This is a genomic window from Kitasatospora sp. NPDC004614 (genome assembly GCF_042873675.1).
In the GTDB taxonomy this organism is placed as follows: domain Bacteria; phylum Actinomycetota; class Actinomycetes; order Streptomycetales; family Streptomycetaceae; genus Kitasatospora.
On sequence record NZ_JBIALR010000006.1, the window covers coordinates 74,961 to 99,479 of the forward strand.

A 24,519-nucleotide genomic window follows, 5' to 3' on the forward strand; every position below is an offset into this window, starting at 1 on the left:
GCCCGGGAGAACGCGTCCCCCGGGCCCCGTCATGACCTCGTGTCAGCGATCCGCCGCCTGAGCCTTCAGCGCCCGCTCCACACCGGCCCGCGCCTCGACGACCTGGCGCCGCAGCGCCGGCGCCGGCTCGGCCGAGGCCAGCCACGCGTCGGTCGCGTCCAGGGTGGCCTGCGAGACCGCGTACGAGGGGTACAGGCCGCCGATGATCTGCTGCGAGATCTCGTGGCTGCGGGTCTCCCACACCTGCTTGACCGAGGCGAAGTACTTCTCGGTGTACGGCGTGAGCAGGTCCCGCTGGTCGGGCTGCTGGAAGCCGGCGATGACGGCCTCCTGCACGTAGTTGGTCAGGGTGTCGGACTCCACCACGGACTCCCACGCCTCGGCCTTGGCCTCGGCGGTCGGGCGGGCCGCCCGGCAGGTGGCGGCGTGCTCCTGGCCGGAGGAGGTGTTGTCGCGGGCGAGTTCCGCGTCGATCGCGGCCTCGTCGGCGCGGCCGGTGGCGACCAGGCGGCCGAGCAGCGTCCAGCGCAGCTCGGTGTCGACGGCCAGGCCCTCGACGGTCTCGGTGCCGTCCAGCAGCCCGGCGAGCAGCGCGAGCTGACCGTCCGTGCGGGCGGAGCCGGCGAGGGCGCGGGCCCAGGCGAGCTGGTGGTCGCTGCCGGCGGGGGCCTCGCGCAGCGCCGTCTCGGCGGCGGCGGCCCAGCGCTGCAGGCCGCTCTCGCGCCACGCCGGGTCGGCGTACAGCTCGAGGGCGAGCTTGACCTGGCGGTGCACGGACTGGACCACGCCGATGTCGCTCTCGCGGGGCAGGCCGGCCAGCGCCAGCGACAGGTAGTCGCGGGTGGCGAGTTCGCCGTCGCGGGTCATGTCCCAGGCGGAGGCCCAGCACAGCGCGCGGGGGAGCGAGTCGGTGAAGTCGCCGAGGTGCTCGGTGACGACGGCCAGCGAGTCGGCGTCGAGGCGGACCTTCGCGTAGGACAGGTCGTCGTCGTTGAGCAGCAGCACGGCGGGCCGCCGGCGGCCGGTGAGCTGCGGGACCTCGGTGCGCTCGCCGTCGACGTCGAGCTCGATCCGCTCGGCGCGCTCCAGCTTGCCGTCGACCAGTTCGTACAGGCCGATGGCGATGCGGTGCGGGCGCAGCACGGCCTCGCCGCGGGCGCCGGCGGGCAGCGCGGGGGCCTCCTGCAGGACGGCGAAGGACTCGATGGTGCCGTCCGCGGCGACCTCGAGGGCCGGGCGCAGCACGTTGATGCCGGCGGTCTCCAGCCAGGCCTTGGACCAGACGCGAAGGTCGCGGCCGCTGGCCTCCTCGAGGGCGCCGAGCAGGTCGGTGAGGCGGGTGTTGCCCCAGGCGTGGCGCTTGAAGTAGGCGCGCACGCCCTGGAAGAAGGCGTCCTGGCCGACGTACGCCACCAGCTGCTTGAGCACCGAGGCGCCCTTGGCGTAGGTGATGCCGTCGAAGTTGACCTGGACGTCCTCCAGGTCGTTGATCTCCGCCATGATCGGGTGGGTGGACGGCAGCTGGTCCTGCCGGTACGCCCAGGTCTTCATCTGGTTGGCGAAGGTGGTCCAGGAGTGCGGCCACTTGGAGCCGGGCGCCTCGGCCTGGCAGACCACCTCGGCGAAGGTGGCGAACGACTCGTTCAGCCACAGGTCGTTCCACCACTCCATGGTGACGAGGTCGCCGAACCACATGTGGGCGAGCTCGTGCAGGATGGTCGCGGCGCGCATCTCGTAGGAGGCGTCGGTGACCTTGGAGCGGAACACGTACTGGTCGCGGAGGGTGACGGCGCCCGCGTTCTCCATCGCGCCGGCGTTGAACTCCGGGACGAACAGCTGGTCGTACTTCGCGAACGGGTAGGCGAAGTCGAACTTGTCCTGGAAGTAGTCGAAGCCCTGCTTGGTGACGGCGAAGATGGCGTCGGCGTCGAGGAACTCGCGCAGCGAGGGGCGGCAGTAGACGCCGAGCGGCACGCGCTGCGCGCCGTTCTCGTAGGCGTCGAACACGCCGACGTAGGGGCCGGCCACCAGCGCGGTGATGTAGGTGGAGATGCGCGGGGTGGGCTCGAAGGTCCACACCCGGGTGTCGCCGTCGCCGGTGGGCTCGGGGGTCGGCGAGTTGGAGACCACGACCCAGCCGGTGGGGGCGGTGACGGTGAAGGCGAAGGCGGCCTTCAGGTCGGGCTGCTCGAAGTTGGCGAACACCCGGCGGGCGTCCGGGACCTCGAACTGGGTGTAGAGGTAGGTCTCGCCGTCCGCCGGGTCGACGAACCGGTGCAGGCCCTCGCCGGTGTTGGTGTAGGCGCAGTCGGCGACCACCCGCAGCTCGTTCGCGGCGGCCAGGTCGGGCAGCGCGATCCGGCTGTCGGAGAAGTTCTCCAGCGGCAGCGCGCGGCCGTTGAGGACGATCTCCGAGACGGCGGGGGCGACCAGGTCGATGAAGGTGGAAGCGCCGGTTTCGGTGGCGGTGAACCGGACCACGGTGGTGGACCGGAAGGTGCCGCCCTCGCGCGCCGAGCTCAGGTCGAGCTCGATGTCGTACGACTCCACATGCAGGAGTGCGGCCCGGGTGCGGGCCTCCTCACGGGTCAAGTTGGTGCCAGGCACTCGCAGGACTCCTTCGTCAGGGCTCGGTTACCGGCATCCTCCCACGTGCGTAACGATCCGTGTTCGTACTTGACGGCCCCTCCGATCTGTACCGGAGCATAGAGTTCACAAGTTGAAGCTGAACTTTGGACGAACGAAGTGCGCCCTGGAGGGTGGAACATGTCGACGGACACACCGGGATCGCAGTCCTCGCTGCACCGGGCGAATCTCGAACGGGTGCTGCGGGCGGTGCGGATGGCCGGATCGCTGACCCAGGCCGAGATCGCCCGGGGTACGGGGCTGTCGGCCGCGACGGTGTCCAACATCGTCCGGGAGCTCAAGGAGTCCGGCACCGTGGTGGTCGCCGACACCTCCTCGGGCGGGCGCCGGGCGCGCAGCGTCTCGCTGAGCGGGGACGCCGGGATCGTGGTGGGCGTCGACTTCGGCCACACCCACCTGCGGGTGGCGGTCGGCAACCTGGCGCACCGGGTGCTGGCCGAGGAGAGCGAGCCGCTGGACGTGGACGTCTCCGCGCAGCAGGGCCTCGACCTGGCCGAGCGGATGGTGGCCCGGCTGCTGGAGCAGGCCGGCTTCCAGCACGACAAGGTGATCGGCGTGGGCCTGGGCGTGCCCGGCCCGATCGACCAGGAGACCGGGGCGCTCGGCTCGACCGCGATCCTGCCCGGCTGGTCCGGGGTGACGCCCGGCCAGGAGCTGGCGCGCCGCCTGGGCATGCCGGTGCACGTGGACAACGACGCCAACCTGGGCGCGCTGGGCGAGCTGGTGTGGGGCGCCGGGCGGGGCCTGGGCGACCTGGCGTACATCAAGGTGGCCAGCGGCGTCGGCTCCGGCCTGGTGATCAACGGCCAGATCTACCGGGGCCCGGGGGGCACCGCGGGTGAGATCGGGCACATCACGCTGGACGAGGCGGGCCCGGTCTGCCGCTGCGGCAACCGCGGCTGCCTGGAGACCTACGTGGGCTCCCGTTACCTGCTCAACCTCTTGAACGCCAACCACCCGGGCGAACTGACACTCGGAAAGGTGGTGCAGTTGGCCCAGCAGGGCGATCTGGGCTGCCGCCGGGTGATCGCCGACGCCGGCCGCCAGATCGGCATGGGCGTGGCCACCCTGTGCAACCTGCTCAACCCCCGCCGGGTGATCCTCGGCGGCGACCTGGCCGAGGCCGGTGAACTGGTGCTTTCCCCGATCCGGGACTCGGTGGCCCGGTACGCCATCCCCAGCGCCGCCCGCCAGCTGTCGGTGGTCCCGGGGACGCTCGGTGGCCGCGCCGAGGTGCTCGGGGCGCTCGCCCTGGTGATGAGTGAGATGGGTGAGACGGGAGGGCTCTGACGGGGTGCGAGAGGTTCCGGACGGCTCCTGAGCGGCCGTCCGATCTCGACTGAGCCTTCAGGAAGATAACGAAAAGGTCTGAATCCCCTGGCCAGATGCTTTACTTGTTGACGACAAGCTTGGTGACGGGGTTGACTCCTGCCCACCTCGCCGCAACGTTGCGGCTCTGTCAGGGAGGCACCCCCCACCATGAACGCAATGATGCGTCGCGTTGTCGTCGGCACCGCCGCTGTCTCGATGGCCCTCACCATGGCCGCGTGTGGCAAGGCCGGCAGTGACAAGAAGGACAGCGCGGCCTCGGGCAACAACAAGTCGATCGGCCTGCTGCTGCCGGAGAACGCCTCCTCGACCCGTTACGAGTCGTTCGACAAGCCGTTCATCGAGGCGAAGGTCCACGCGCTCTGCTCCGACTGCAAGGTCGAGTACAGCAACGCCGAGGGTTCCGCCTCGAAGCAGAAGCAGCAGTTCGACACCCTGATCGCCCAGGGCGTCAAGGTGATCATCCTGGACGCGTTCGACGCCAAGTCGACCCAGTCCTGGGTGAAGGAGGCCGCCGACAAGGGCGTCAAGGTCATCGCGTACGACCGCCTGGCCACCGGCCCGGTCTCCGCGTACGTCTCCTTCGACAACGAGAAGGTCGGCGAGCTGCAGGGCCAGGCCCTGGTCGACGCCCTCGGTGCCAAGGCCGCCGACGCCAACATCGTGATGATCAACGGTGACGACGCCGACCCGAACGCCGGCAAGTTCAAGTCCGGCGCGCACAAGGTGCTGGACGGCAAGGTCAAGAAGGTCGTCTACGAGCAGAGCGGCGAGTGGAAGCCCACCGTCGCGGGCCAGAAGATCGGCGCCGCCATCTCCTCGCTCGGCAAGGACGGCTTCCAGGCCGTCTACTCGGCCAACGACGGCATGGCCGGCGCGATCATCACCCAGCTGAAGGCCCAGGGCATCAACGTCCCGGTCGGCGGCCAGGACGCGGGCCTCGACGCCGTCCAGCGTCTGGTCTCCGGCGACCAGGCCTACACCATCTACAAGGCCTACAAGCCGCTGGCCGAGGGTGCCGCCGAGCTCGCGGTCAACCTGCTCCAGGGCAAGGACATCAAGGGCGTCGCCACCGCGACCGTCGACAGCGACACCGACAAGGGCATCCCGGCCACCCTGCTGGAGCCCAAGGTCGTCACCAAGGCGAACATCAAGGACACCGTGATCGCCGACAACCTGTACAAGGTCGCGGACATCTGCACCGCCGACTTCGCCGCCGCCTGCACCGCGGCCGGCCTGCAGTAATTCCCGCCCGGCGGGGGCTTCCTGACCACCCGGAAGCTCCCGCCGGCCCTTTTTGTTGGAGCAGTCCCACCCCGCGCGCCCGGACCGGCGCGCGGGTCGCCCGTGTCGGAAACGTCAGGTCCGACACGGAACTCAAGGAGATGGTTCACGTGACAGGCGCACCCGTACTGGCGTTGCGCGGGGTCTCCAAGCGCTTCGGTGCCGTCCAGGCACTCACCGACGTGCAGCTGGAGGTCCACGCGGGCGAGGTCGTCGCCCTGGTCGGCGACAACGGCGCAGGAAAGTCCACCCTGGTCAAGACCATCGCGGGCGTCCACCCGATCGACGAGGGCGTCATCGAGTGGGAGGGCAAGCCGGTCACCATCGGCCGCCCGCACGACGCCCAGACGCTCGGCATCGCCACCGTCTACCAGGACCTCGCCCTGTGCGACAACCTCGACGTGGTCGGCAACCTGTTCCTCGGCCGCGAGCTCAAGCGCTTCGGCACCCTGGACGAGGTCGCCATGGAGAAGCGCGCCCGGGAACTCCTCGACACCCTGTCGATCCGCATCCCCAGCGTCCGGATCCCGATCGCCGGCCTGTCCGGCGGCCAGCGCCAGGTGGTCGCGATCGCCCGCGCCCTGGTCGGCGACCCGAAGATCGTCATCCTGGACGAGCCCACCGCGGCCCTCGGCGTCGAGCAGACCGCCCAGGTCCTCGACCTGGTCGAGCGGCTGCGCGAGCGCGGCCTCGGCGTGATCCTGATCAGCCACAACATGGCCGACGTCAAGGCCGTCGCGGACACCGTCGCGGTGCTCCGCCTGGGCCGCAACAACGGCAGCTTCGAGGTGGCCACCACCTCGCACGAGGAGATCATCTCCGCCATCACCGGCGCCACCGACAACGCGGTGACCCGTCGTCAGGCCCGTATCGCGGAGGACGCCAAGTGAGCACCGAAACCCCCACCACGCCCACCCCGCCCGCCGTCGACCCGCGCCTGCTGGTCCGCAAGGAGGGCCTGGCCGGTTACGTCGAGGAGTTCGGCCGCAAGATCCGCGGCGGCGAGCTCGGCTCGCTGCCGGTCGTGGTCGGCCTGATCATCATCGCCGCCATCTTCCAGTGGAAGACCGGCTCCTTCCTCAACGCCGACAACCTCACCAACATCACCAAGTGGATCGCCGGCCCCGGCCTGATCGCCACCGGCGTGGTCTTCGTGCTGCTGCTCGGCGAGATCGACCTGTCGCTCGGCTCGGTGGCCGGCGCCGCCGCCGCGATCTCCTCGGTGCTCGCCGTCCGCCAGGGCGTCAACGAGTGGCTGGCGGTGCTGCTCGGCATCGTCGCCGCGGTCGCCATGGGCGCCCTGCACGGCTTCTTCTTCTCGAAGATCGGCGTGCCCGCGCTGCTGGTCACGCTGGCCGGCATGCTCGTCTGGAGCGGCCTGCAGTACCTGGTCATCGGCAACCTCGGCACCGTCAACAACCTCAACGACGGCGTCATCGCCAACCTGGACACCTACTTCCTCGGCGACGGCGACATCATCTGGGCCTGGCTGGCCGCGATCCTCGCCATCGCGCTGTTCGGCGCCGGCCAGCTGCTGGAGGCCCGCCGCCGCACGGCCGCCGGCCTGCCGGCCCGGCCGATCGCCGAGATCGCGCTGCGCACCGGCGTGCTCGCCGTGGTCGTGCTGCTGGTCGCCTACATGTTCAACCAGGACCGCGGCCTCCCGCTGCCGCTGGTGCTGTTCGTCGGCGTCGTCGCGATCGCCGACTTCGTGCTCCGCCGCACCACCTACGGCCGGCAGATCTTCGCGGTCGGCGGCGGCATCGAGGCGGCCCGCCGGGCCGGCATCAACGTCGCCTGGGTGCGCACCTCGGTGTACATGATCTCGGCCGGCCTGGCCGGCTTCGGCGGTCTGTTCATCGCCTCCCAGCAGGGTTCGGCGGACAAGGGCCTCGGTGGCGCCAACGTGCTGATGAACTGCATCGCGGCGGCCGTCATCGGCGGCACCAGCCTGTTCGGCGGCCGCGGCAAGACCTGGTCGGCGCTGCTCGGCATCCTGGTCATCCAGTCGATCACCACCGGCCTGGACATGGTCCACGCCCAGCAGGCCATCCAGTACATGATCACCGGCGCGGTGCTGCTCGCCGCGGTGGTCCTGGACTCGGTCTCCCGCCGCACCCAGAAGTCCAACGGACGCGGCTGACCCGCACCACCCGCAACCGCGCGACCGGCACACCTCCCCGTTATACCGGGGCCGGTCGCGCGGTTCGGTGCTTTTCGGCCCCGGCCATCCGAACAGGGGGTCGGGGTTGCCCGCCGCACTACGCACGGGTAATGGCAATTAGACTCAAGCGGGGCGTACGCCCTCCGGGCCCATGCGGGCGCGAGAACTTGGACGAGGAGGAACGGGTGGCCCTGCTGACCCGTATTCGGGGACCGCGCGATCTCGATCGACTCACCCCCGCGCAGATGTCGGCACTCGCCGAGGAGATCCGCGCCTTCCTGGTGGAGGAGGTCTCCAAGACCGGCGGTCACCTCGGACCGAACCTCGGCGTGGTCGAGCTGACCCTCGCGATGCACCGGGTCTTCGACTCGCCGCGCGACCGGATCCTGTTCGACACCGGCCACCAGAGCTACGTCCACAAGCTGCTGACCGGCCGCCAGGACTTCTCCCGGCTGAAGATGAAGGGCGGCCTGTCCGGCTACCCCTCGCGCGCCGAGTCCGAGCACGACGTGATCGAGAACTCGCACGCCTCCACCGTCCTTGGCTACGCCGACGGTCTCGCCAAGGCCAACAAGATCCAGGGCCACAAGGACCGCCCCGTGGTCGCCGTGATCGGCGACGGCGCGCTCACCGGCGGCATGGCCTGGGAGGCGCTGAACAACATCGCCGACAGCCAGGACCTGCCGGTCGTCATCGTCGTCAACGACAACGAGCGGTCCTACTCGCCGACCATCGGCGGCCTCGCCAACCACCTCGCCACCCTGCGCACCACCCAGGGCTACGAGCGTTTCCTGTCCTGGGGCAAGGACGCGCTGCAGCGCACCCCCGTGGTCGGCCAGGCGATGTTCGACACCCTGCACGGCGCCAAGAAGGGCCTGAAGGACTTCATCGCCCCGCAGGGCATGTTCGAGGACCTCGGCCTGAAGTACCTCGGCCCGATCGACGGCCACGACCTGCAGGCGCTGGAGTCCGCGTTCACCAAGGCCCGCAACTTCGGCGGCCCGGTCATCGTGCACTGCATCACCGAGAAGGGCCGCGGCTACCACGCCGCCGAGAACAACGACGAGGACCGCTTCCACGCGGTCGGCGTGATCCACCCCGACACCGGCCTGCCGGTCAAGACCTCCGGCAAGGACTGGACGTCGGTGTTCGGCGAGGAGATGGTCGCGCTCGGCCGCGAGCGCCGCGACCTGGTCGCCATCACCGCCGCGATGCTGCACCCCGTCGGCCTGGCCCCGTTCGCCAAGGCCTACCCGGACCGGATCTTCGACGTCGGCATCGCCGAGCAGCACGCCGCCGTCTGCGCCGCCGGCCTGGCCACCAACGGCCTGCACCCGGTGGTCGCCGTCTACGCGACGTTCCTGAACCGCGCCTTCGACCAGGTCCTGATGGACGTCGCCCTGCACAAGCTCGGCGTCACCTTCGTGCTCGACCGGGCCGGCGTCACCGGCACCGACGGCGCCTCGCACAACGGCATGTGGGACATGTCGATCCTGCAGGTCGTCCCCGGCCTGCGGCTCGCCGCCCCGCGCGACGCCGAGCAGGTCCGGCTCCAGCTGCGCGAGGCCGTCGAGGTAGCCGACGCCCCCACCGTGGTCCGCTACTCCAAGGGCAACGTCGGCCCCGCCGTCCCCGCCGTCGGCACCGTCGGCGGCATGGACGTGCTGCGCCGCCCCGAGGACGGCACCGCGGACGAGGTCGCCGACGTGCTGATCGTCTCGATCGGCGCAATGGCCCCGACCTGCCTGGAGGCCGCCGAGCTGCTCGCCGAGCAGGGCATCACCAGCACCGTGGTCGACCCGCGCTGGGTCAAGCCGGTGGACGCCGCGCTGCCGGGCCTGGCCGCCCAGCACCGCCTGGTGGTCACCGTCGAGGACAACGGCCGGGCCGGCGGCGTCGGCTCCGCGATCGCCCAGGCGCTGCGCGACGCGGACGTGGACGTGCCGCTGCGCGACTTCGGCATCCCGCAGGAGTTCCTCGACCACGCCTCGCGCGGCGAGATCCTCGAGGAGATCGGGCTCACCGCCCCCGCCATCGCCAAGAAGATCGAAGCACTGGTCACCACCCGCTCCTTCGCCCGGAGCTGACCACCGGAAATCCCTCCAGCGCACCGTCACGGGACCGCATTTCGGCCCCGTGGCGGTGCGCTTATTGTCGGACAGTCACACCCATTCGCTGACTGCCACTGACTACGCCCGTCCACGCCCGGTAGGTTGTCACCCGTGTCCCTCACCCTCACGAGCAGCCCACGTGCCCTTGCCGAGCGCCTCCCAGAGCGCCTCCGCACCGGGTACTGGACCAGACTGGTCCCGCTGCTCGCCGTGCTGGCCACCCTGACCCACCTGCCGTCCTTCCTGCGCCCCGTGTGGAGCCCCGACGAGGGCTACCTCGCCACCCAGGCCCGGATGCTCGCCGACGGCGGCGTGCTCTACGACACCGTCGTCGACCGCAAACCCCCGCTGCTGCCCTGGCTGTACGAAGCCTGCTTCGCGCTCTTCGGCTCCGCCTCGCTCTGGCCGCTGCGCACCCTCGCGATCGTCGCCCACCTGACCACCGCCATCCTGCTCACCTCGCTGGCCCGCGGCCGCTGGGGCGACAAGGCCGGGCGCTGCGCCGGCATCCTCTACCTGCTGGTCTCCATCGGACTCTCGCCCGAGGACACCCAGGCCGCGACCTTCGAAGTCTTCATGCTGCCCGCCATGGTGGCCGCCTTCCGCTACGCCGAACGCCGCCGCTGGCTGGCCGCCGGCATCGCGGTCGCGCTCTGCTCGCTCACCAAGCAGACCGGCGGCGCCGTCATGCTCCCCGTGCTGTGGATGCTCCTCCAGGACACCCGCCGCCGCGGCGTCCGCTGGCCTCCCGCACTCGCCAAGATCGGCTTCGGGTTCGCGTTGCCGATAGCGCTGGTCGCCGTCATCCTCACCAAACCCAAGGGCTTCCTGTTCTGGGTCGTCACCGGCTCCGGCGACTACGCCGGACTCGGCTCCAACTGGCCGCAGATGATCGGCCGCGCGCTCGGCAACTCGGCCATCCTGATGGGCGCCGGACTGGCCTTCCTGCTGCCCTTCGCGCACCGCCTGTGGCTACGCCACCGCCGACGACCCGTCCCCGCCCGCGGACCCGAACACGGCTCCACCGTCGACCTGTGGATGTGGCTCGCCTCCTCGGTGATCGCCGTCTCCGTCGGCTTCCACTTCTTCGGCCACTACTACCTCCAGCTGATGCCCCCACTGGTCCTGCTCGGCGTCGGCGCCGTCGCCACCTCCGCGATCTCGTGGCGGCCGGTCCTGATCTACTCCGCCCTCGCCAGCAGCTTCTTCTGCGGCCTCGCCGTCCTCTGGCCCGGCCAGCGCCTCACCCAGTCCACCGAGGTCGCCACCGCCGTCGCCGCCCAGACCACCCCCAAGGACACCGTCCTGATCTGGGGCATGCACCCCGAGCTCTATTGGCTCGCCGACCGACGCCCCGCCACCCGCTACCTCACCGCCGGCTTCCTCACCAACTTCAGCGGCGGCAAGGGCGCCGACAAGGTCGGCGAACAGTACTCCGTCGCCGAGGCCTGGCAGACCTTCGACGACGAGATCTCCACCAACGGCTTCCCCGAGGTCGTCGTCGACGACTCCGGCACCTCCCCCTACCAGCCCGACATGGTGCCCCGCATCGCCACCCTGCTCAACACCCACTACGAGGTCGTCGGCGTCACCGGGGACACCGTCATCTACCGCCTCAAGAAGAAGTAGCAGCCGGTGGCCTACGTCCTCTCGGCGGTCGTCGCGGCCGAACCCCTGCTGCGCCGCGTCGCCGACCTCCCCGGCACCCGCGTCGTCCCGCTCGCCCAGGGCCTCGCCATGCTTCCGCTGCCGGACGCCGTGCGCGCGGCCCTGGACGACGGCACCCGCCCGTTCACCGGGTTCTACGAGTTCCCCGGCGGCCTCCAGCACACCCTGGCCGCCTGGTCCGACGCCGGACAGATCGCCTACATCGAGGCCGACATCTTCGGCGGCACCGGCGACCAGTCCGTCGCCGTCTGGACCCGCGGCGCCCTCACCCTCGGCCCTCTCATCGAACCGAACGCCGGCCCGATCTCCCTCGCCCTCCGCCACCTCGGCGCCCACGCGGACGGCCACCACGACGAGTTCGACGCCGTCGGCCTCGGCCGCCACCGCCGCACCGAGGCCTGGCTCAAGGACGCCTGACCCGCGCCGCGAAGCCCGCCACCGCCGCCACCAGCCCCTCCGGCCGGAACGCCGGATGCGGCGGCTCCGGACACCCCGGCAACTCCACCGCCCCCGGGATCAGCCCCAGCAGCCCGTCCGCCGTCCGCCGCTGGTGTACCAGGCCCTCCGGCACCGACGGCAGCACACCCACCGGCATCCGGAGCCCCGCCAACTCCTCGTCCGCGACCCCGCGCAGCACCCCGCCCGCCAGCAGCGGCGTCGCCTCCTCAGGCAGCCTCTGGTCCACCCGTACATCCCCCGCCGTCGCCGGCCACGCCAGCACCAGCCCCCGCACCCGCTCCGGCACCGCGAGCGCCATCCGCACCGCCACCGAGCACCCGTTGGACCCACCGACCACCACCACCGGCCCGTCCGGCAACCCCGCCACCAGATGCTCCGCCTCAGCCCCCCAACTCCCCACCCGCATCACCCGATCCGGCGCCACCACCTCCAGCCCCATCCCGGCCAGCCCCGCCACCACCCCGGTCCGCCCCCAGAACCGCTCCCCGTCCATCTCCTCGTCCCACAACCCGCCATGCACCAGCACCAGCACCGGCCAACCCCCTCCACGCAGAAGCTCGGCAGCATACTGGGCTACAGACCGGTGACCTGGCAGACGTAGACCCGCTGCTGACGGGGAGCGACGAAATAGGCAAAGAAGCCGTTGGTGACGGCAGCAGTTTTCATGGCCTCTCCGGGGCCCTGGTAGCCCGTGCCGTCGAGATAGCGGGCCTCAGCGGCGCGGACCAGCTCGTCGGCGCGTTGCTCGACCTTGGCCAGGAGGGCCGGTGGTGCTTCGGCGGCAAACTACTGCTCGTTCGGGTGGTACTCCCAGGACCAGGTCATCCGTTCACCGCCGCGTGGGCCCGGTTGAAGATCTCCAGGCATACGCGGATGGCTTCGCTCCATCGGGGATCGTCGCGGTCCAGGGTCTGCACGGCGTGTTCGGCTGCGCGCATGCGGGCGGCGGTGTCGAGGTGGCGGGCGACCTCGATGTGGGCGGCCCAGGTGTTCAGGAAGACCCGGAGGGGGTCGATGGAGCCGTCTCGGACTGCGAGGGCGAAGGCCTCGTCCTGTTGCTCCGCCATCTCCGGGAGCCGGTGCGGGGCGACCGCTGCCAGGGCCGCCCGGAGGGTGTCGGGGGTCTTCTGGGGACGCGGGATCAGCTCGTCGTCGGGGTGAACCGAGTGGTCGGGCTGCGCGGTCATGAGGTCCTCCCTGGATCGGCCCGGTCCAGCGTAGTCCCCGGTACGCCAACGGGCGGGCAGCCGTTCCCCCGTGGGGGAGTGCTGCCCGCCCGTGGACGGAACGCTTCGCGTCAGGCGGGGATCGAAGCCAGGCCGGGGGCCAGGAACTTCTTGCCGTTGACGCGCTCGGAGACGCCCTCGCGGTCGAGGTACGGGGTGATGCCGCCGAGGTGGAAGGGCCAGCCGGCGCCGGTGATCATGCACAGGTCGATGTCCTGCGCCTCGCCGACGACGCCCTCGTCGAGCATCAGGCCGATCTCCTGGGCGACGGCGTCCAGGGCGCGGGCGCGGACCTGGTCCTCCGTCAGGACGGAGTCGCCGAAGGTGAGGAGGGCGAGGACCTCGGGGTCGAGGACCTGGGCGCCGTCCTGCCAGATGTAGAAGCCGCGCTTGCCGGCCTTGACGACCTTGCCGAGGTTCTCGGAGACGGTGAACCGCTCCGGGAACGCGCCGTGCAGCGTCTCGGAGACGTGCAGGGCGATGGCCGGGCCGACCAGTTCGAGCAGGGCGATCGGCGACATCGGCAGGCCGAGCGGCTTGACCGCGGCCTCGACGGTCTCGAACGAGGTGCCCTCGTCGATGATGTTCTGGATCTCGCCCATGAAGCGGGTCAGGATGCGGTTGACCACGAACGCCGGGGCGTCCTTGGTGAGCACCGCGGTCTTCTTCAGCTTCTTGGCGACACCGAACGCGGTGGCCAGCGAGGCGTCGTCGGTCTTCTCGGCCCGGACGATCTCCAGCAGCGGGAGGATCGCGACCGGGTTGAAGAAGTGGAAGCCGACCACGCGCTCGGGGTGCTGGAGCTTGGAGGCCATCTCGGTGACCGACAGCGAGGAGGTGTTGGTGGCCAGGATGGTGGTCGGCGAGACCACCGCCTCCAGCTCCGCGAACACCTTCTGCTTGACGCCCATCTCCTCGAACACGGCCTCGATGACGAAGTCCGCGTCGCCGAACGCGACGGCCTTGTCGAGGTGGCCGGAGACCAGGCCCTTGAGCTTGTTGGCCTTGTCGCCGCCGATGCGGCCCTTCGCCAGCAGCTTGTCGATCTCGCCGTGGACGTAGCCCACGCCCTTGTCGATGCGCTCCTGGTCGATGTCGGTGAGCACCACCGGCACCTCCAGGCGGCGCGCGAACAGCAGCGCCAGCTGGGAGGCCATCAGACCGGCGCCGACCACGCCGACCTTGGTGACCGGGCGGGCCAGCGACTTGTCCGGCGCGCCGAACGGCTTCTTCGCGCGGCGCTGCACCAGGTTGAAGGCGTACAGGCCGGCGCGCAGCTCACCGCTCATGATGAGGTCGGCCAGCGCGGCGTCCTCGGCGTCGAAGCCGGCCTGCAGGTCGCCGTCCTTGACCTGCTGGATGATGTCGAGCGCCTTGTACGCGGCCGGAGCGGCCCCGTGCACCTTGGCGTCGGCGACCCAGCGGCCCCACAGCACGGCGTCGTCCCAGGCCTTGCCGCGGTCGAACTCCTCGCGCTCGACGACCACGTCGCCCTTGAGGACCTTCGCGGTCCACAGCAGCGACTGCTCCAGGAAGTCGGCCGGCTCGAAGATCGCGTCCGCGATCCCCAGCTCGAACACGTCCGTGCCCTTGAGCTGCTTGTTCTGGGCCATCGAGTTCTCGACGATGACCTTGACGGCCTTGGCCGGGCCGATCAGGTTCGGCAGCAGGGTGCAGCCGCCCCAGCCGGGCACCAGGCCGAGGAAGACCTCGGGCAGCGAGAACGCCGGGACGCCCGCGCTGACAGTGCGGTAGGAGCAGTGCAGGCCGACCTCGACGCCGCCGCCCATCGCCGCGCCGTTGTAGAACGCGAAGGACGGGACGGGCAGCGCGGCGATCCGCTTGAAGACGTCGTGGCCGCCCTTGCCGATGGCCAGCGCGTCCGTGTGCTCCTTGAGCACCTCGACGCCCTTGAGGTCGGCGCCGACCGCGAAGATGAACGGCTTGCCGGTGATCGCGACGGCGACCACCTTGCCCTCGGCGGCCTCGGCCTCGACCTGGTCCAGCGCCTCGGACAGCTTCGCCAGCGAGCCCGGGCCGAAGGTGGTCGGCTTGGTGTGGTCGAAGCCGTTGTCCAGGGTGATCAGCGCCAGCTTGCCGGCCTGCAGCGGCAGGTCCAGGTGGCGCACGTGCGCGGTGGTGACGACCTCGCCGGGGAACAGTTCGGCGGCGCGCTGAAGCATCTCAGTGGTGCTCATGGTCACTTACCACCCTCGAAGTGCGGGTTCTCCCAGATGACGGTTCCGCCCATGCCGAAGCCGATGCACATGGTGGTCAGGCCGTAGCGGACGTCCGGGCGCTGCTCGAAGCGGCGGGCCAGCTGGGTCATCAGACGCACACCGGAGGAGGCCAGCGGGTGGCCGAACGCGATCGCGCCGCCGTACGGGTTGACCCGCTCGTCGTCGTCCGCGATGCCGTAGTGGTCCAGGAACGCCAGCACCTGGACGGCGAACGCCTCGTTGACCTCGAACGCGCCGATGTCGTCGATGGTCAGACCGGCCTTGGCCAGCGCCTTCTCGGTCGCCGGGACGGGACCGATGCCCATCACCTCGGGCTCGACGCCCGCGAACGCGAAGCTCACCATGCGCATCTTGATCGGCAGGCCCAGCTCGCGGGCCACGTCCTCGGCGGCCAGCAGCGAGGCGGTCGCACCGTCGTTCAGGCCCGCCGCGTTGCCCGCGGTGATGTTGCCGTGCGGACGGAACGGGGTCTTCAGGCCGGCCAGCGACTCCATGGTGGTGCCCGGGCGCATCGGCTCGTCCGTGGTCGCCAGGCCCCAACCGGTCTCGCCGATCTCGGGGTTGGTGTTGCGGATCGCGATCGGCACCAGGTCCGGCTGGATGTCGCCGTTGGCGTACGCCTTCGCGGCCTTCTCCTGCGAGCGCACCGCGAACGCGTCGCAGCGCTCCTTGGTGAGGTGCGGGAAGCGGTCGTGCAGGTTCTCCGCCGTCATACCCATGAACAGGGCGGACTCGTCGACCAGCTTCTCCGAGACGAACCGCGGGTTCGGGTCCACGCCCTCGCCCATCGGGTGCCGGCCCATGTGCTCCACGCCGCCGGCCACGACCACGTCGTACGCGCCGAACGCGATGCCGCCCGCGGTGGTGGTGACGGCCGTCATCGCACCCGCGCACATCCGGTCGATGGCGTAGCCCGGAACGGACTTCGGCAGACCCGAGAGCAGCGCGGCGGTACGGCCGATGGTCAGACCCTGGTCACCGATCTGGGTGGTCGCCGCGACGGCGACCTCGTCGATCCGCTCGACCGGCAGGTTCGGGTTGCGACGCACGAGCTCGCGGATGCACTTGACGACCAGGTCGTCCGCCCGCGTCTCGTGGTACATGCCCTTCGGGCCGGCCTTGCCGAACGGGGTGCGGACGCCGTCGACGAAGACGACGTCCCTCGCGGTACGAGGCACCGGGGCTCTCCTCCCAAGGGGACATGGCTGGGCGAGCGCGCCAAACATCAGCGCTGCTACGCGACCAATCTACCCACGAGTAACAACGGTGGGCAAGGAGCCGAAGAAGTGGGATGCGCAACCAGGGGCGCGGGGAACTGCGCGAAGCGGAAGGCATCCGACCGCAAGGTCGCGACGCAGGGCAGTGACTTGCACGCGCTCGCGACCCTACGGACGTGGCCTGCGCTTGTCGCGCAGTTCCCGCGCCCCTGATCGCTCAGCCCTCCGCCGTCCTGAACGCCTCCGCGAGCGCCGGCGAGACCAGCTCCGTCTGCCAGGCGCGGGCCCCCAGGGCGTGCAGCGCGTCGGCGATCGACGTCGCGTCGGGTCGGGCCGGCGGCTCCCAGGAGACGCGGCGGACCAGGTCGGGGGTGATCAGGTTCTCCGCGGGCAGGTGGTGCTGCTCGGCGAGCGCGGCGACAGCCGCCCTCGCGCCGGTGAGGCGGGCCGCGGCGACCGGGTCCTTCTCGGCCCAGGCGCGCGGCGGCGGCGGCCCGTCGTGCGGGGCGGTCGCGGAGGGCAGCGCGTTCTCCGGGATCTCCCGGGCGCGTTCGATCGCGCCCAGCCACTGCTCGAGCTGGCGCCGGTTGACCCGGGGGCCGAAGCCCTGGACGGCGATCAGCGCGGGCGCGTTCAGCGGCATCGCGAGGGCCGCGTTGACGATCGCGGTGTCGGCCAGCACCCGGCCGGGGGAGACGTCGCGTTCGCGGGCGATCCGGTCGCGGGTCAGCCAGAGCTCGCGGACCACGGCGAGCTGGCGGCGACGGCGGACCTTGTGCAGCTGGGAGGTGCGCCGCCAGGGGTCGACCCGGGGTGCGGGGCGGGGGGCGGCGGCGAGGGCGGCGAACTCCTGGTGGGCCCAGTCGAGCTTGCCCTGCCGGTCGAGTTCGGTCTCCAGCGCGTCGCGCAGGTCGACCAGCACCTCGACGTCGAGCGCGGCGTAGCGCAGCCAGGGCTCGGGCAGCGGGCGGGTGGACCAGTCGACCGCGGAGTGTTCCTTGGCGAGCGAGAGGCCGAGAATGTTCTCGGTCATCGGGCCGAGGCCGACCCGGGGGAAGCCGGCGAGCCGGCCGGCGAGTTCGGTGTCGAACAGCACGCCGGGGTGCATGCCGACGTCGAACAGGCACGGGAGGTCCTGGGTGGCGGCGTGCACGACCCACTCGGTGTCGTGGATGGCCTCGTCCAGCACGGACAGGTCGGGGCAGGCGATCGGGTCGATCAGCGCGGTGCCCGCGCCGTTGCGGCGCAATTGGATCAGGTAGGCGCGCTGGCCGTAGCGGTAGCCGGAGGCGCGTTCGGCGTCGACGGCGACGGGGCCGGTGCCGGCGCGGAAGGCCGCGATGACGGCGGCGAGTGCCGCTGGGTCCGACACCACCGGTGGGAGTCCGTCCCTGGGTTCGAGGAGCGGAACCGGGGCGATCTCTTCTGGGATGGAGGCTACGGCGTCGGTCACCCCCCAAGGGTACGTCGTGTGCCGCCGCCGGGAGTGTTGTCCGACTGGTCGGACCATGTTCGGACCCGGGCCGTCCGGGGTGGGCGGGTCGTTCCGGAGGTCGGAGCGGGGCGGTGGGGGAGGGGTGACGGGCCGTCGGGAGGGGGCGCGGGAACGGCCCGGAGGAAACGTTCCTCCGGGCCGCCACCAGGGACGATGCGGATCAGTGGATGATTCCGGTGCGCAGCGCCACGGCGACCATCCCGGCCCGGTCGCCGGTTCCGAGCTTGCGGGCGATGCGGGCCAGGTGGCTCTTCACGGTGAGCGCGGACAGGCCCATCGCGACGCCGATCGCCTTGTTCGACTGGCCTTCGGCGACCAGCCGAAGCACCTCGACCTCGCGGCCGGACAGCTCCCGATAGGCGGAGGGCTGCGCGCCGGGCGCACCGGGAGCGCCGGGGGCGGCGCCGGACTGGCCCGGAGCGCCGTGCATGCCGGGGTGGTGGTGGCCGGGGATCCCGGGGCGCCGCATCCGGCCGGCCAGGCCGGCACCGATCGGCAGTCCGGGACGGCCCGGCATAGGCATGCCGGTGCGGGTACCGGTGACCACGTATCCCTTGACGCCGCCGGCCAGGGCCGAGCGGACCGCGCCGATGTCGTCGGCGGCGGACAGTGCCAGGCCGTTCGGCCAGCCCGCGGCGCGGGTCTCGGCCAGGACGGTCAGGCCGGAGCCGTCGGGGAGGTGGACATCGGCGATGCAGATGTCTCGCGGGTTGGAGATGCGGGGTCGGGCCTCGGCGATCGAGGAGACCTCGATGACGTCACGGACGCCGAGCGCCCATAGATGCCGGGTCACCGTGTTCCGGACCCGGGGATCAGCGATGACCACCATGGCGGTGGGCTTCGTCGGACGGTAGGCGACCACGTTTGCTGGGTGCTCAAGAAGGACCGACACCTGGGGCCTCCTGCGGGGAGTGGCGGACGGAACCCCGAGGGGGCGGTCGGAGCGTTCCGCGTCTGGAAAGGGTCACTGACACCTTCGGCAACAACCGTGACCGGCTTTAGCAAGTGATCACGATCTGGTGAGTAACAATACGGACAAATCGCGCAGGCGACCGGTACGACCTGCCCGGAAATCGCACAGATCCGATCGATTTCGACAGCGCGGTGATCACGAACGGTCGGGTAACCGACCGGGAGCGTCCACGAAGTCACACTCCGTCAGCCCTGCGGGTGGTCGCGCACCGGGACGGCTGACGGTCCCCCCGGGGTGTCTACGGCACGGGGGGTGCGGACAGCTGTACGAGCGCGGGCGTGACGGTGGCGCCGGGCCGGAGCGGGCGGGCGGCGGTCAGTGCGGGTTGCGCGGCCGGCGGCGGGCCGGCATCGGCACCACGCCGCCGAGGGCGCCGGAGTCGGCGGCCGGCGGCGGGGTGGACGGGGCGGGCGGCAGCCCGGCGCACACGCACAGCAGCTCGGCCCAGGCGGCCAGGTGACGGTCGAAGCGGCGGTCGGCAGGCGTCCAGGACGCGCGCAGCTCGATCTCGGTGGAGGCGCCGCGTTCGGCCAGCGCCCCGAAGTACTGCGAGTGGCATCTGGTCACGGTGCCGCCCGGCTCGGCGAACCGGGCGCCGTGCGCCTGGAGGGCGTCCATCAGCCAGCTCCAGCCGACCTCGGACAGCAGCGGGTCGCCGGCCATCTCCGGCTCCAGCTCGGCCCGGGTCATGGTGACCACCCGGAACTCGCCGTTCCAGGCCTCCGGAGAGGCCGGGTCGTGCAGCAGGACCAGGGTGCCGTCGGCCAGTTCCTCGCCGTCCACCTCGACCGAGGCGGACAGCGCGAAGGCGTGCGGGGCCAGCCGGCGGGGGGCGGGCCGAGGGGACAGCTGCACCTCGGGACGCAGCCGCGCCCCGGTCAGCGCCTCGACCGCCTCGCGGAACTCGATCGGCACCGACTCCCTGCCCGTTCCTCCACCCTGTGCGGATTGCCCGCCGACCGCTGCCATGTGCGGAAGCCTAGGTGGCGCGGGCCCGCAATCCGAGCACTTTCGTACCTCCGGCGTGCCGAAATTCCGGAAATCGGCCAGGCCGGGACCGCTGTGCGCGCCACGGGTGTCCGAGGTGTCCGTTTTGCCTGGTGGGCGGCCGGGACGGGAGCGCCCGCGTGCGAGGATGTGGGACGTGAGTGAGACCCCCGCAGCCCAGTCCGGTCAGCGGCCCCGCGGCGCCGCGTACGACTCCGTCTTCCTGCGCGCCGCCCGCAACGAGCCGGTGCCGTACACCCCCGTGTGGTTCATGCGGCAGGCCGGCCGCTCGCTGCCCGAGTACCTGAAGGTCCGCGAGGGCATTTCGATGCTCGACTCCTGCATGCGGCCCGACCTGGTCAAGGAAATCACCATGCAGCCGGTGCGCCGGCACAAGGTGGACGCCGCGATCTTCTTCTCCGACATCGTCGTCCCGCTCAAGGCGGTCGGCATCGACGTGGAGATCAAGGGCGGCGTCGGCCCGGTGATCGCCGACCCGATCCGCACCAAGGCCGACCTGCAGCGGCTGCGTCCGCTGGAGCCGGACGACATGCCGTACATCACCGAGGCGGTCGGCCTGCTGGTCGCCGAGCTCGGCGCCACCCCCCTGATCGGCTTCGCCGGCGCGCCGTTCACGCTGGCCAGCTACCTGATCGAGGGTGGCCCGTCGAAGTCGTACGAGAACACCAAGGCGATGATGTACGGCGAGCCCGAGCTGTGGGCGGAGCTCGTCGACCGGCTCGCGCAGATCACCTCGGCGTTCCTGAAGATCCAGATCGAGGCGGGTGCCTCGGCGATCCAGCTGTTCGACTCCTGGGCGGGCGCACTCGCGCCCGACGAGTACCGCCGTTCGGTGATGCCCGCCAGCGCCAAGGTGTTCGACGCGGTCGCGCCGTACGGGGTGCCGCGGATCCACTTCGGCGTCAACACCGGCGAGCTGCTCGGCCTGATGGGCCAGGCCGGCGCGGACATCGTCGGCGTCGACTGGCGGGTCCCGCTGGACGAGGCCGCCAACCGGGTCGGCCCCGGCAAGGGCCTGCAGGGCAACCTCGACCCGGCCGTGCTGTACGCCCCCACGCACGTGGTGGAGACCAAGGCCCGCGAGGTGCTGCACGCCGCCCAGGCGCTCGGCGGCAGCCACCACATCTTCAACCTCGGCCACGGCGTCATGCCGACCATGGACCCGGACGCGCTGACCCGCCTGGTCGCCTTCGTCCACGAGGCCAGCGCCCGCTGAGGCCCTACGGCCTGTCGCCGCCGAGGAACGCCAGGACCGCCAGGATCCGGCGGTGGGTGTCCTCGGCGGGCGTCCCTCAGCCGGCCCCCGGCGCGCAGGTCGACCGGATCGAGCTACGGCTCGCTCCTGGCGCGGAGGGCCTGCTGCGGCGGGGGTCCGGGCGTCGTGCTGCGGGCCGTGCGGGCCCGAGGGCGGCGGTGGTGCGATGAGGGTCAGTCCTCCGGTTCGGTCGTCGGCGGGTGCTGCGGGGGTGCGGGCGGGTTCTTCCAGGAAGGGGTCGTCGGGCGGGGGCGGGTGCGGTAGTGGCGGCGGAGGAGCCAGGCGGCGGGGGCCACGACCAGGAGGAACGGGGCGCCGGCGGCCAGGACCACCAGGAGGCCGTGCAGGACGGCGAGCAGGGCGTGCCAGCCGCCGGTGAGGGCCTTGCCGACCGAGGCCCAGAAGCCGTCCTTGTGCTTGGGCACGGCGCCGGTGGGCCGCTGGGCGTCCGTCAGCAGGTCGAGCGTCACGGTGGACAGCGACGTCCGGGAGGTGAGCTGCTGCTGCTGGCGTTCCAGCGCTTCCAGGTCGGACTCGCGGCGGGTCAACTCGCTTTCCAGTGACACCACTTCGGAGAGTGTCCTGGCCTCCGCCATCAGTGCCCGGACCCGGTCCACGCTGGCCCGCATCGACTTGATCCGGCTGTCCACGTCGGCGATCTGCCCGGTCAGGTCGTCGGACTGGCTGGTCATGGCGAGTCGCTGGCCCAGCCCACCGAGCGCGTCGACGGTCTTCTGGTAGGACTCCGACGGCACCTTCAGCGTCAGGGTGGCCTCGGCGCCGTCGCCCGCGCCGCGCCGGCTCTCGGCCGCCACGTAGCCGCCGGCCTGCCCGACCAGGTCCACGGCCTTGTCCCGGGCCGGTTCCAGGGCGTCCACCCGGACGGTCATCCTGGCCTGGTAGGCGATCTGACGGTTCGTCGGCTGACCGCTCGCCCCGGCGGACGGGGCCGCCGTTCCGCCCGCCCCGGCAGCGGCCACCGCCGCCTTGCCGTCACCGGCCGGTGCCGCCGGTGCGGCCGCCTGGTCCGCCGCCTTGGACGCCGAACTGCCCTCGTTCGCGCTGCATCCGGCCAGCAGCAGCACCGCCGCCAGTACGCCGACGGCCCCCGCTCTGTGCACCCGTACTCCCATGCCCGTGTCCCCTCCCCGGGTCGCGGGCGGGCCGCTCGCCCGCCCCGTCAGCACTGTGACGCGCGGGCCCGCGGACCGGACCCGGGCCGGCGGTACCGGAATGATCACGCCTCGGCGTCACCGCGGTCTCGGCGCCCAGTGGGCCGGTTCGGGATTCGGGATAAGGGCTGGAAGACTTCGAGGCATGGCGAAACCTCACGTCGTGGTGATCGGTGGCGGCGTCGCGGGCCTGGCCGCGGCCGCCTTCCTCAGTGACCGGCCGGTGCGGGTCACCGTGCTGGAGGCATCCGACCGCTTCGGCGGCAAACTGCTCGGCGGGGAGGTCGGCGGCGTCCGGGTCGACCTCGGCGCGGAGTCGATGCTGGCCCGCCGCCCCGAAGCCGTCGAACTGGCCCGGCAGGTCGGTCTCGGCGAGCAGCTGGAGCCGCCCACCACCGCCAAGGCGTCGATCTGGACCCGCGAGGGCCTGCGTCCGATGCCCGGCGGCCAGTTGATGGGCGTGCCCGGCGACCTGGACGCCCTCAAGGCCTCCGGCGTGCTCACCCCCGAGGGGCTGGAGCGGGCCGCGAACGAGCAGCCCGCCGAGATCGGCGACGACGCCGCGATCGGCGGCTACATCGCCGCCCGGCTCGGCCGCGAGGTCGTCGACCGCCTGGTCGAACCGCTGCTCGGCGGCGTGTACGCCGGGCACGCCGACGAGATCTCGATCCGCGCCGCCGTCCCGCAACTGCTGGCGCTCGCCCAGCGCGAAGGCTCGCTGACCGAGGCCGTCCGCGAGCTCACCGGCCGCTCCACCGCCACCGGCCCGGTCTTCCAGGGCCTGCGCGGCGGCCTCGGGACCTTCCCCGACGCCATCGCCGCCCACGACCGCGCGCACGGCGCCGAACTGCTCACCGGCCACCCCGTCGAGGCGCTGCGCCGCACCCCCGACGGCTGGCAGGTCACCACCGGCGGACAGCAACTGCACGCCGACGCCGTGGTGCTGGCCGTCCCCGCCCCGCACGCCGCCGCGCTGCTCGCCGTCGACGCGCCCGGTGCCGCGGCCGAGCTGCGGGAGATCGAGTACGCCTCGATGGCGCTGGTCACGCTGGCCTTCCGGCGCGCGGACCTGGCCGACAGCCCGCTCACCGGCAGCGGCTTCCTGGTGCCGCCGGTGGACCGCCGCAACATCAAGGCGTCCACCTTCTCCAGCAACAAGTGGGGCTGGCTGGAGCGCTCCGCGCCCGACACCTTCCTGCTGCGCACCTCGCTCGGCCGGCACCGCGAGGACGCCGCGCTCCAGCTGGACGACGCCGAAATCGTCGACCGCTCGCTGGCCGACCTGCACGAGGCCGTCGGCCTGACCGCCACCCCCTACGACCACGCCGTCACCCGCTGGACCGACGGCCTCCCGCAGTACCCGGTCGGACACCTCGACCGGGTCGCCCGGATCCGCACCCAGCTGGACGCGCTCGGCGCGATCACCGTGTGCGGCGCCGCCTACGACGGCGTGGGCATCCCCGCCGTCGTCGCGAGCGCCCGCAAGGCCGCCGAAGCCGTCCACCCCGTCAGCTGAACCACCCGCACAGAAGGGACAATGGGCTCATGACCGAAAGCACTGAGCAGCCCGTGAAGAAGAAGGCCCGCGACCTCAACCAGGTGATCCGCTACACCATGTGGTCGGTGTTCAAGCTCAAGGACGGCCTCCCCGAGGACCGCTCCGCCCTGGTGGCCGAGGTGGACGCCCTCTTCGAGCAGCTCGCCGCCAAGGACGTCACCATCCGCGGCACCTACGACGTGTCCGGCCTCCGCGCCGACGCCGACCTGATGATCTGGTGGCACGCCGAGAACTCGGACGACCTGCAGGAGGCGTACAACCGCTTCCGCCGCACCGAGCTGGGCCGCCACCTGGAGCCGGTCTGGTCGAACATGGCGCTGCACCGCCCCGCCGAGTTCAACAAGTCGCACATCCCCGCGTTCCTCGCCGACGAGCGCCCCCGCGAGTACGTGTGCGTCTACCCGTTCGTCCGCTCCTACGAGTGGTACCTGCTCCCCGACGAGGAGCGCCGGGCGATGCTGTCCGAGCACGGCCAGATGGCCCGCGGCTACCCGGACGTGCGCGCCAACACCGTCGCCTCGTTCGCGCTCGGCGACTACGAGTGGCTGCTGGCCTTCGAGGCCGACGAACTGCACCGCATCGTCGACCTGATGCGCGACCTGCGCCCGTCCCGCGCGCGCCTGCACGTGCGCGAGGAGGTGCCGTTCTTCACCGGCCGCCGCAAGTCGGTCGGCGACCTGGTCGCCGGACTGTTCTGACCCGCAGACCGAACGC

The 24,519-nt window shown here is 71.6% G+C and carries 19 protein-coding genes; 10 read left to right on the plus strand and 9 right to left on the minus strand.

The features are described 5' to 3' along the window. Window positions 1-42: 42 nt before the first annotated feature. Window positions 43-2,607, minus strand: coding sequence for an aminopeptidase N (gene pepN, locus ACFYST_RS15775; protein WP_387862702.1), 2,565 nt, complete (start codon window positions 2,605-2,607; stop codon window positions 43-45). A 159-nt stretch (window positions 2,608-2,766) separates the two neighbouring features. Here pepN and ACFYST_RS15780 point away from each other — a divergent pair, with 159 nt between their 5' ends. The 7 genes from ACFYST_RS15780 to ACFYST_RS15810 all read left to right on the plus strand — a co-directional run bounded on the left by ACFYST_RS15780 (window position 2,767) and on the right by ACFYST_RS15810 (window position 11,619). Next, window positions 2,767-3,936: an ROK family protein gene (locus ACFYST_RS15780; RefSeq protein WP_387646524.1), complete on the plus strand. Its 1,170-nt coding sequence runs from the start codon at window positions 2,767-2,769 to the stop codon at window positions 3,934-3,936. Between the two features lie 189 nt (window positions 3,937-4,125). Beyond that, the gene (locus ACFYST_RS15785) at window positions 4,126-5,220 is read left to right on the plus strand and encodes a sugar ABC transporter substrate-binding protein (protein ID WP_387646521.1); all 1,095 of its coding nucleotides are present in this window, start codon (window positions 4,126-4,128) and stop codon (window positions 5,218-5,220) included. Between the two features lie 140 nt (window positions 5,221-5,360). Next, entirely contained in the window at window positions 5,361-6,149 is a 789-nt protein-coding gene (locus tag ACFYST_RS15790; RefSeq protein ID WP_387862704.1) for an ATP-binding cassette domain-containing protein, read from the plus strand. Next, on the plus strand, window positions 6,146-7,402 hold the full coding sequence (locus ACFYST_RS15795) for a sugar ABC transporter permease (RefSeq protein WP_387646518.1): 1,257 nt from the start codon (window positions 6,146-6,148) through the stop codon (window positions 7,400-7,402). Before ACFYST_RS15790 ends, ACFYST_RS15795 begins: the two co-directional genes overlap by 4 nt. Window positions 7,403-7,608: 206 nt before the next feature. Continuing rightward, entirely contained in the window at window positions 7,609-9,510 is a 1,902-nt protein-coding gene (gene dxs, locus ACFYST_RS15800; RefSeq protein WP_387646516.1) for a 1-deoxy-D-xylulose-5-phosphate synthase, read from the plus strand. Window positions 9,511-9,645: 135 nt separating this feature from the next. Continuing rightward, the gene (locus ACFYST_RS15805; RefSeq protein ID WP_387862707.1) at window positions 9,646-11,163 is read left to right on the plus strand and encodes an ArnT family glycosyltransferase; all 1,518 of its coding nucleotides are present in this window, start codon (window positions 9,646-9,648) and stop codon (window positions 11,161-11,163) included. Between the two features lie 6 nt (window positions 11,164-11,169). Beyond that, window positions 11,170-11,619, plus strand: a complete 450-nt coding sequence (locus ACFYST_RS15810; protein ID WP_387646510.1) for a hypothetical protein — start codon at window positions 11,170-11,172, stop codon at window positions 11,617-11,619. Here ACFYST_RS15810 and ACFYST_RS15815 read toward each other — a convergent pair. The 7 genes from ACFYST_RS15815 to ACFYST_RS15845 form a co-directional block, all read right to left on the minus strand. Further along, window positions 11,606-12,193: an alpha/beta fold hydrolase gene (locus tag ACFYST_RS15815; protein WP_387862710.1), complete on the minus strand. Its 588-nt coding sequence runs from the start codon at window positions 12,191-12,193 to the stop codon at window positions 11,606-11,608. The genes ACFYST_RS15810 and ACFYST_RS15815 overlap by 14 nt on opposite strands. 289 nt (window positions 12,194-12,482) lie before the next feature. Next, window positions 12,483-12,848, minus strand: coding sequence for a hypothetical protein (locus ACFYST_RS15820; protein WP_387862713.1), 366 nt, complete (start codon window positions 12,846-12,848; stop codon window positions 12,483-12,485). Between the two features lie 110 nt (window positions 12,849-12,958). Further along, a complete protein-coding gene (locus ACFYST_RS15825; RefSeq protein WP_387862716.1) occupies window positions 12,959-15,085 on the minus strand; it encodes a 3-hydroxyacyl-CoA dehydrogenase NAD-binding domain-containing protein in 2,127 nt (708 codons plus the stop codon). A 2-nt stretch (window positions 15,086-15,087) separates the two neighbouring features. After that, entirely contained in the window at window positions 15,088-16,305 is a 1,218-nt protein-coding gene (locus ACFYST_RS15830; protein WP_387646502.1) for a thiolase family protein, read from the minus strand. 256 nt (window positions 16,306-16,561) lie between these two features. Continuing rightward, window positions 16,562-17,797, minus strand: a complete 1,236-nt coding sequence (locus ACFYST_RS15835) for an HRDC domain-containing protein (RefSeq protein ID WP_387862718.1) — start codon at window positions 17,795-17,797, stop codon at window positions 16,562-16,564. A gap of 202 nt (window positions 17,798-17,999) precedes the next feature. Continuing rightward, window positions 18,000-18,731 carry a LuxR C-terminal-related transcriptional regulator gene (locus tag ACFYST_RS15840; protein WP_387646499.1) on the minus strand — a complete coding sequence of 244 codons (732 nt, stop codon included), beginning with the start codon at window positions 18,729-18,731 and terminating at the stop codon, window positions 18,000-18,002. Window positions 18,732-19,127: 396 nt separating this feature from the next. Next, window positions 19,128-19,781 (minus strand): DUF3000 domain-containing protein, encoded by a 654-nt coding sequence (locus tag ACFYST_RS15845; protein WP_387646497.1) that lies wholly within the window; start codon window positions 19,779-19,781, stop codon window positions 19,128-19,130. A gap of 166 nt (window positions 19,782-19,947) precedes the next feature. Here ACFYST_RS15845 and hemE point away from each other — a divergent pair, with 166 nt between their 5' ends. Further along, entirely contained in the window at window positions 19,948-21,036 is a 1,089-nt protein-coding gene (gene hemE, locus ACFYST_RS15850; protein ID WP_387862720.1) for a uroporphyrinogen decarboxylase, read from the plus strand. 212 nt (window positions 21,037-21,248) lie between these two features. Here the strand turns inward: hemE and ACFYST_RS15855 are convergent, their stop codons facing one another. Beyond that, entirely contained in the window at window positions 21,249-22,208 is a 960-nt protein-coding gene (locus ACFYST_RS15855) for a DUF4349 domain-containing protein (protein ID WP_387862722.1), read from the minus strand. 100 nt (window positions 22,209-22,308) lie between these two features. Here ACFYST_RS15855 and hemG point away from each other — a divergent pair, with 100 nt between their 5' ends. Continuing rightward, window positions 22,309-23,763, plus strand: a complete 1,455-nt coding sequence (gene hemG / locus ACFYST_RS15860) for a protoporphyrinogen oxidase (RefSeq protein WP_387862724.1) — start codon at window positions 22,309-22,311, stop codon at window positions 23,761-23,763. Window positions 23,764-23,792: 29 nt separating this feature from the next. After that, the gene (gene hemQ / locus ACFYST_RS15865) at window positions 23,793-24,503 is read left to right on the plus strand and encodes a hydrogen peroxide-dependent heme synthase (RefSeq protein WP_387646489.1); all 711 of its coding nucleotides are present in this window, start codon (window positions 23,793-23,795) and stop codon (window positions 24,501-24,503) included. Window positions 24,504-24,519 lie beyond the last annotated feature (16 nt).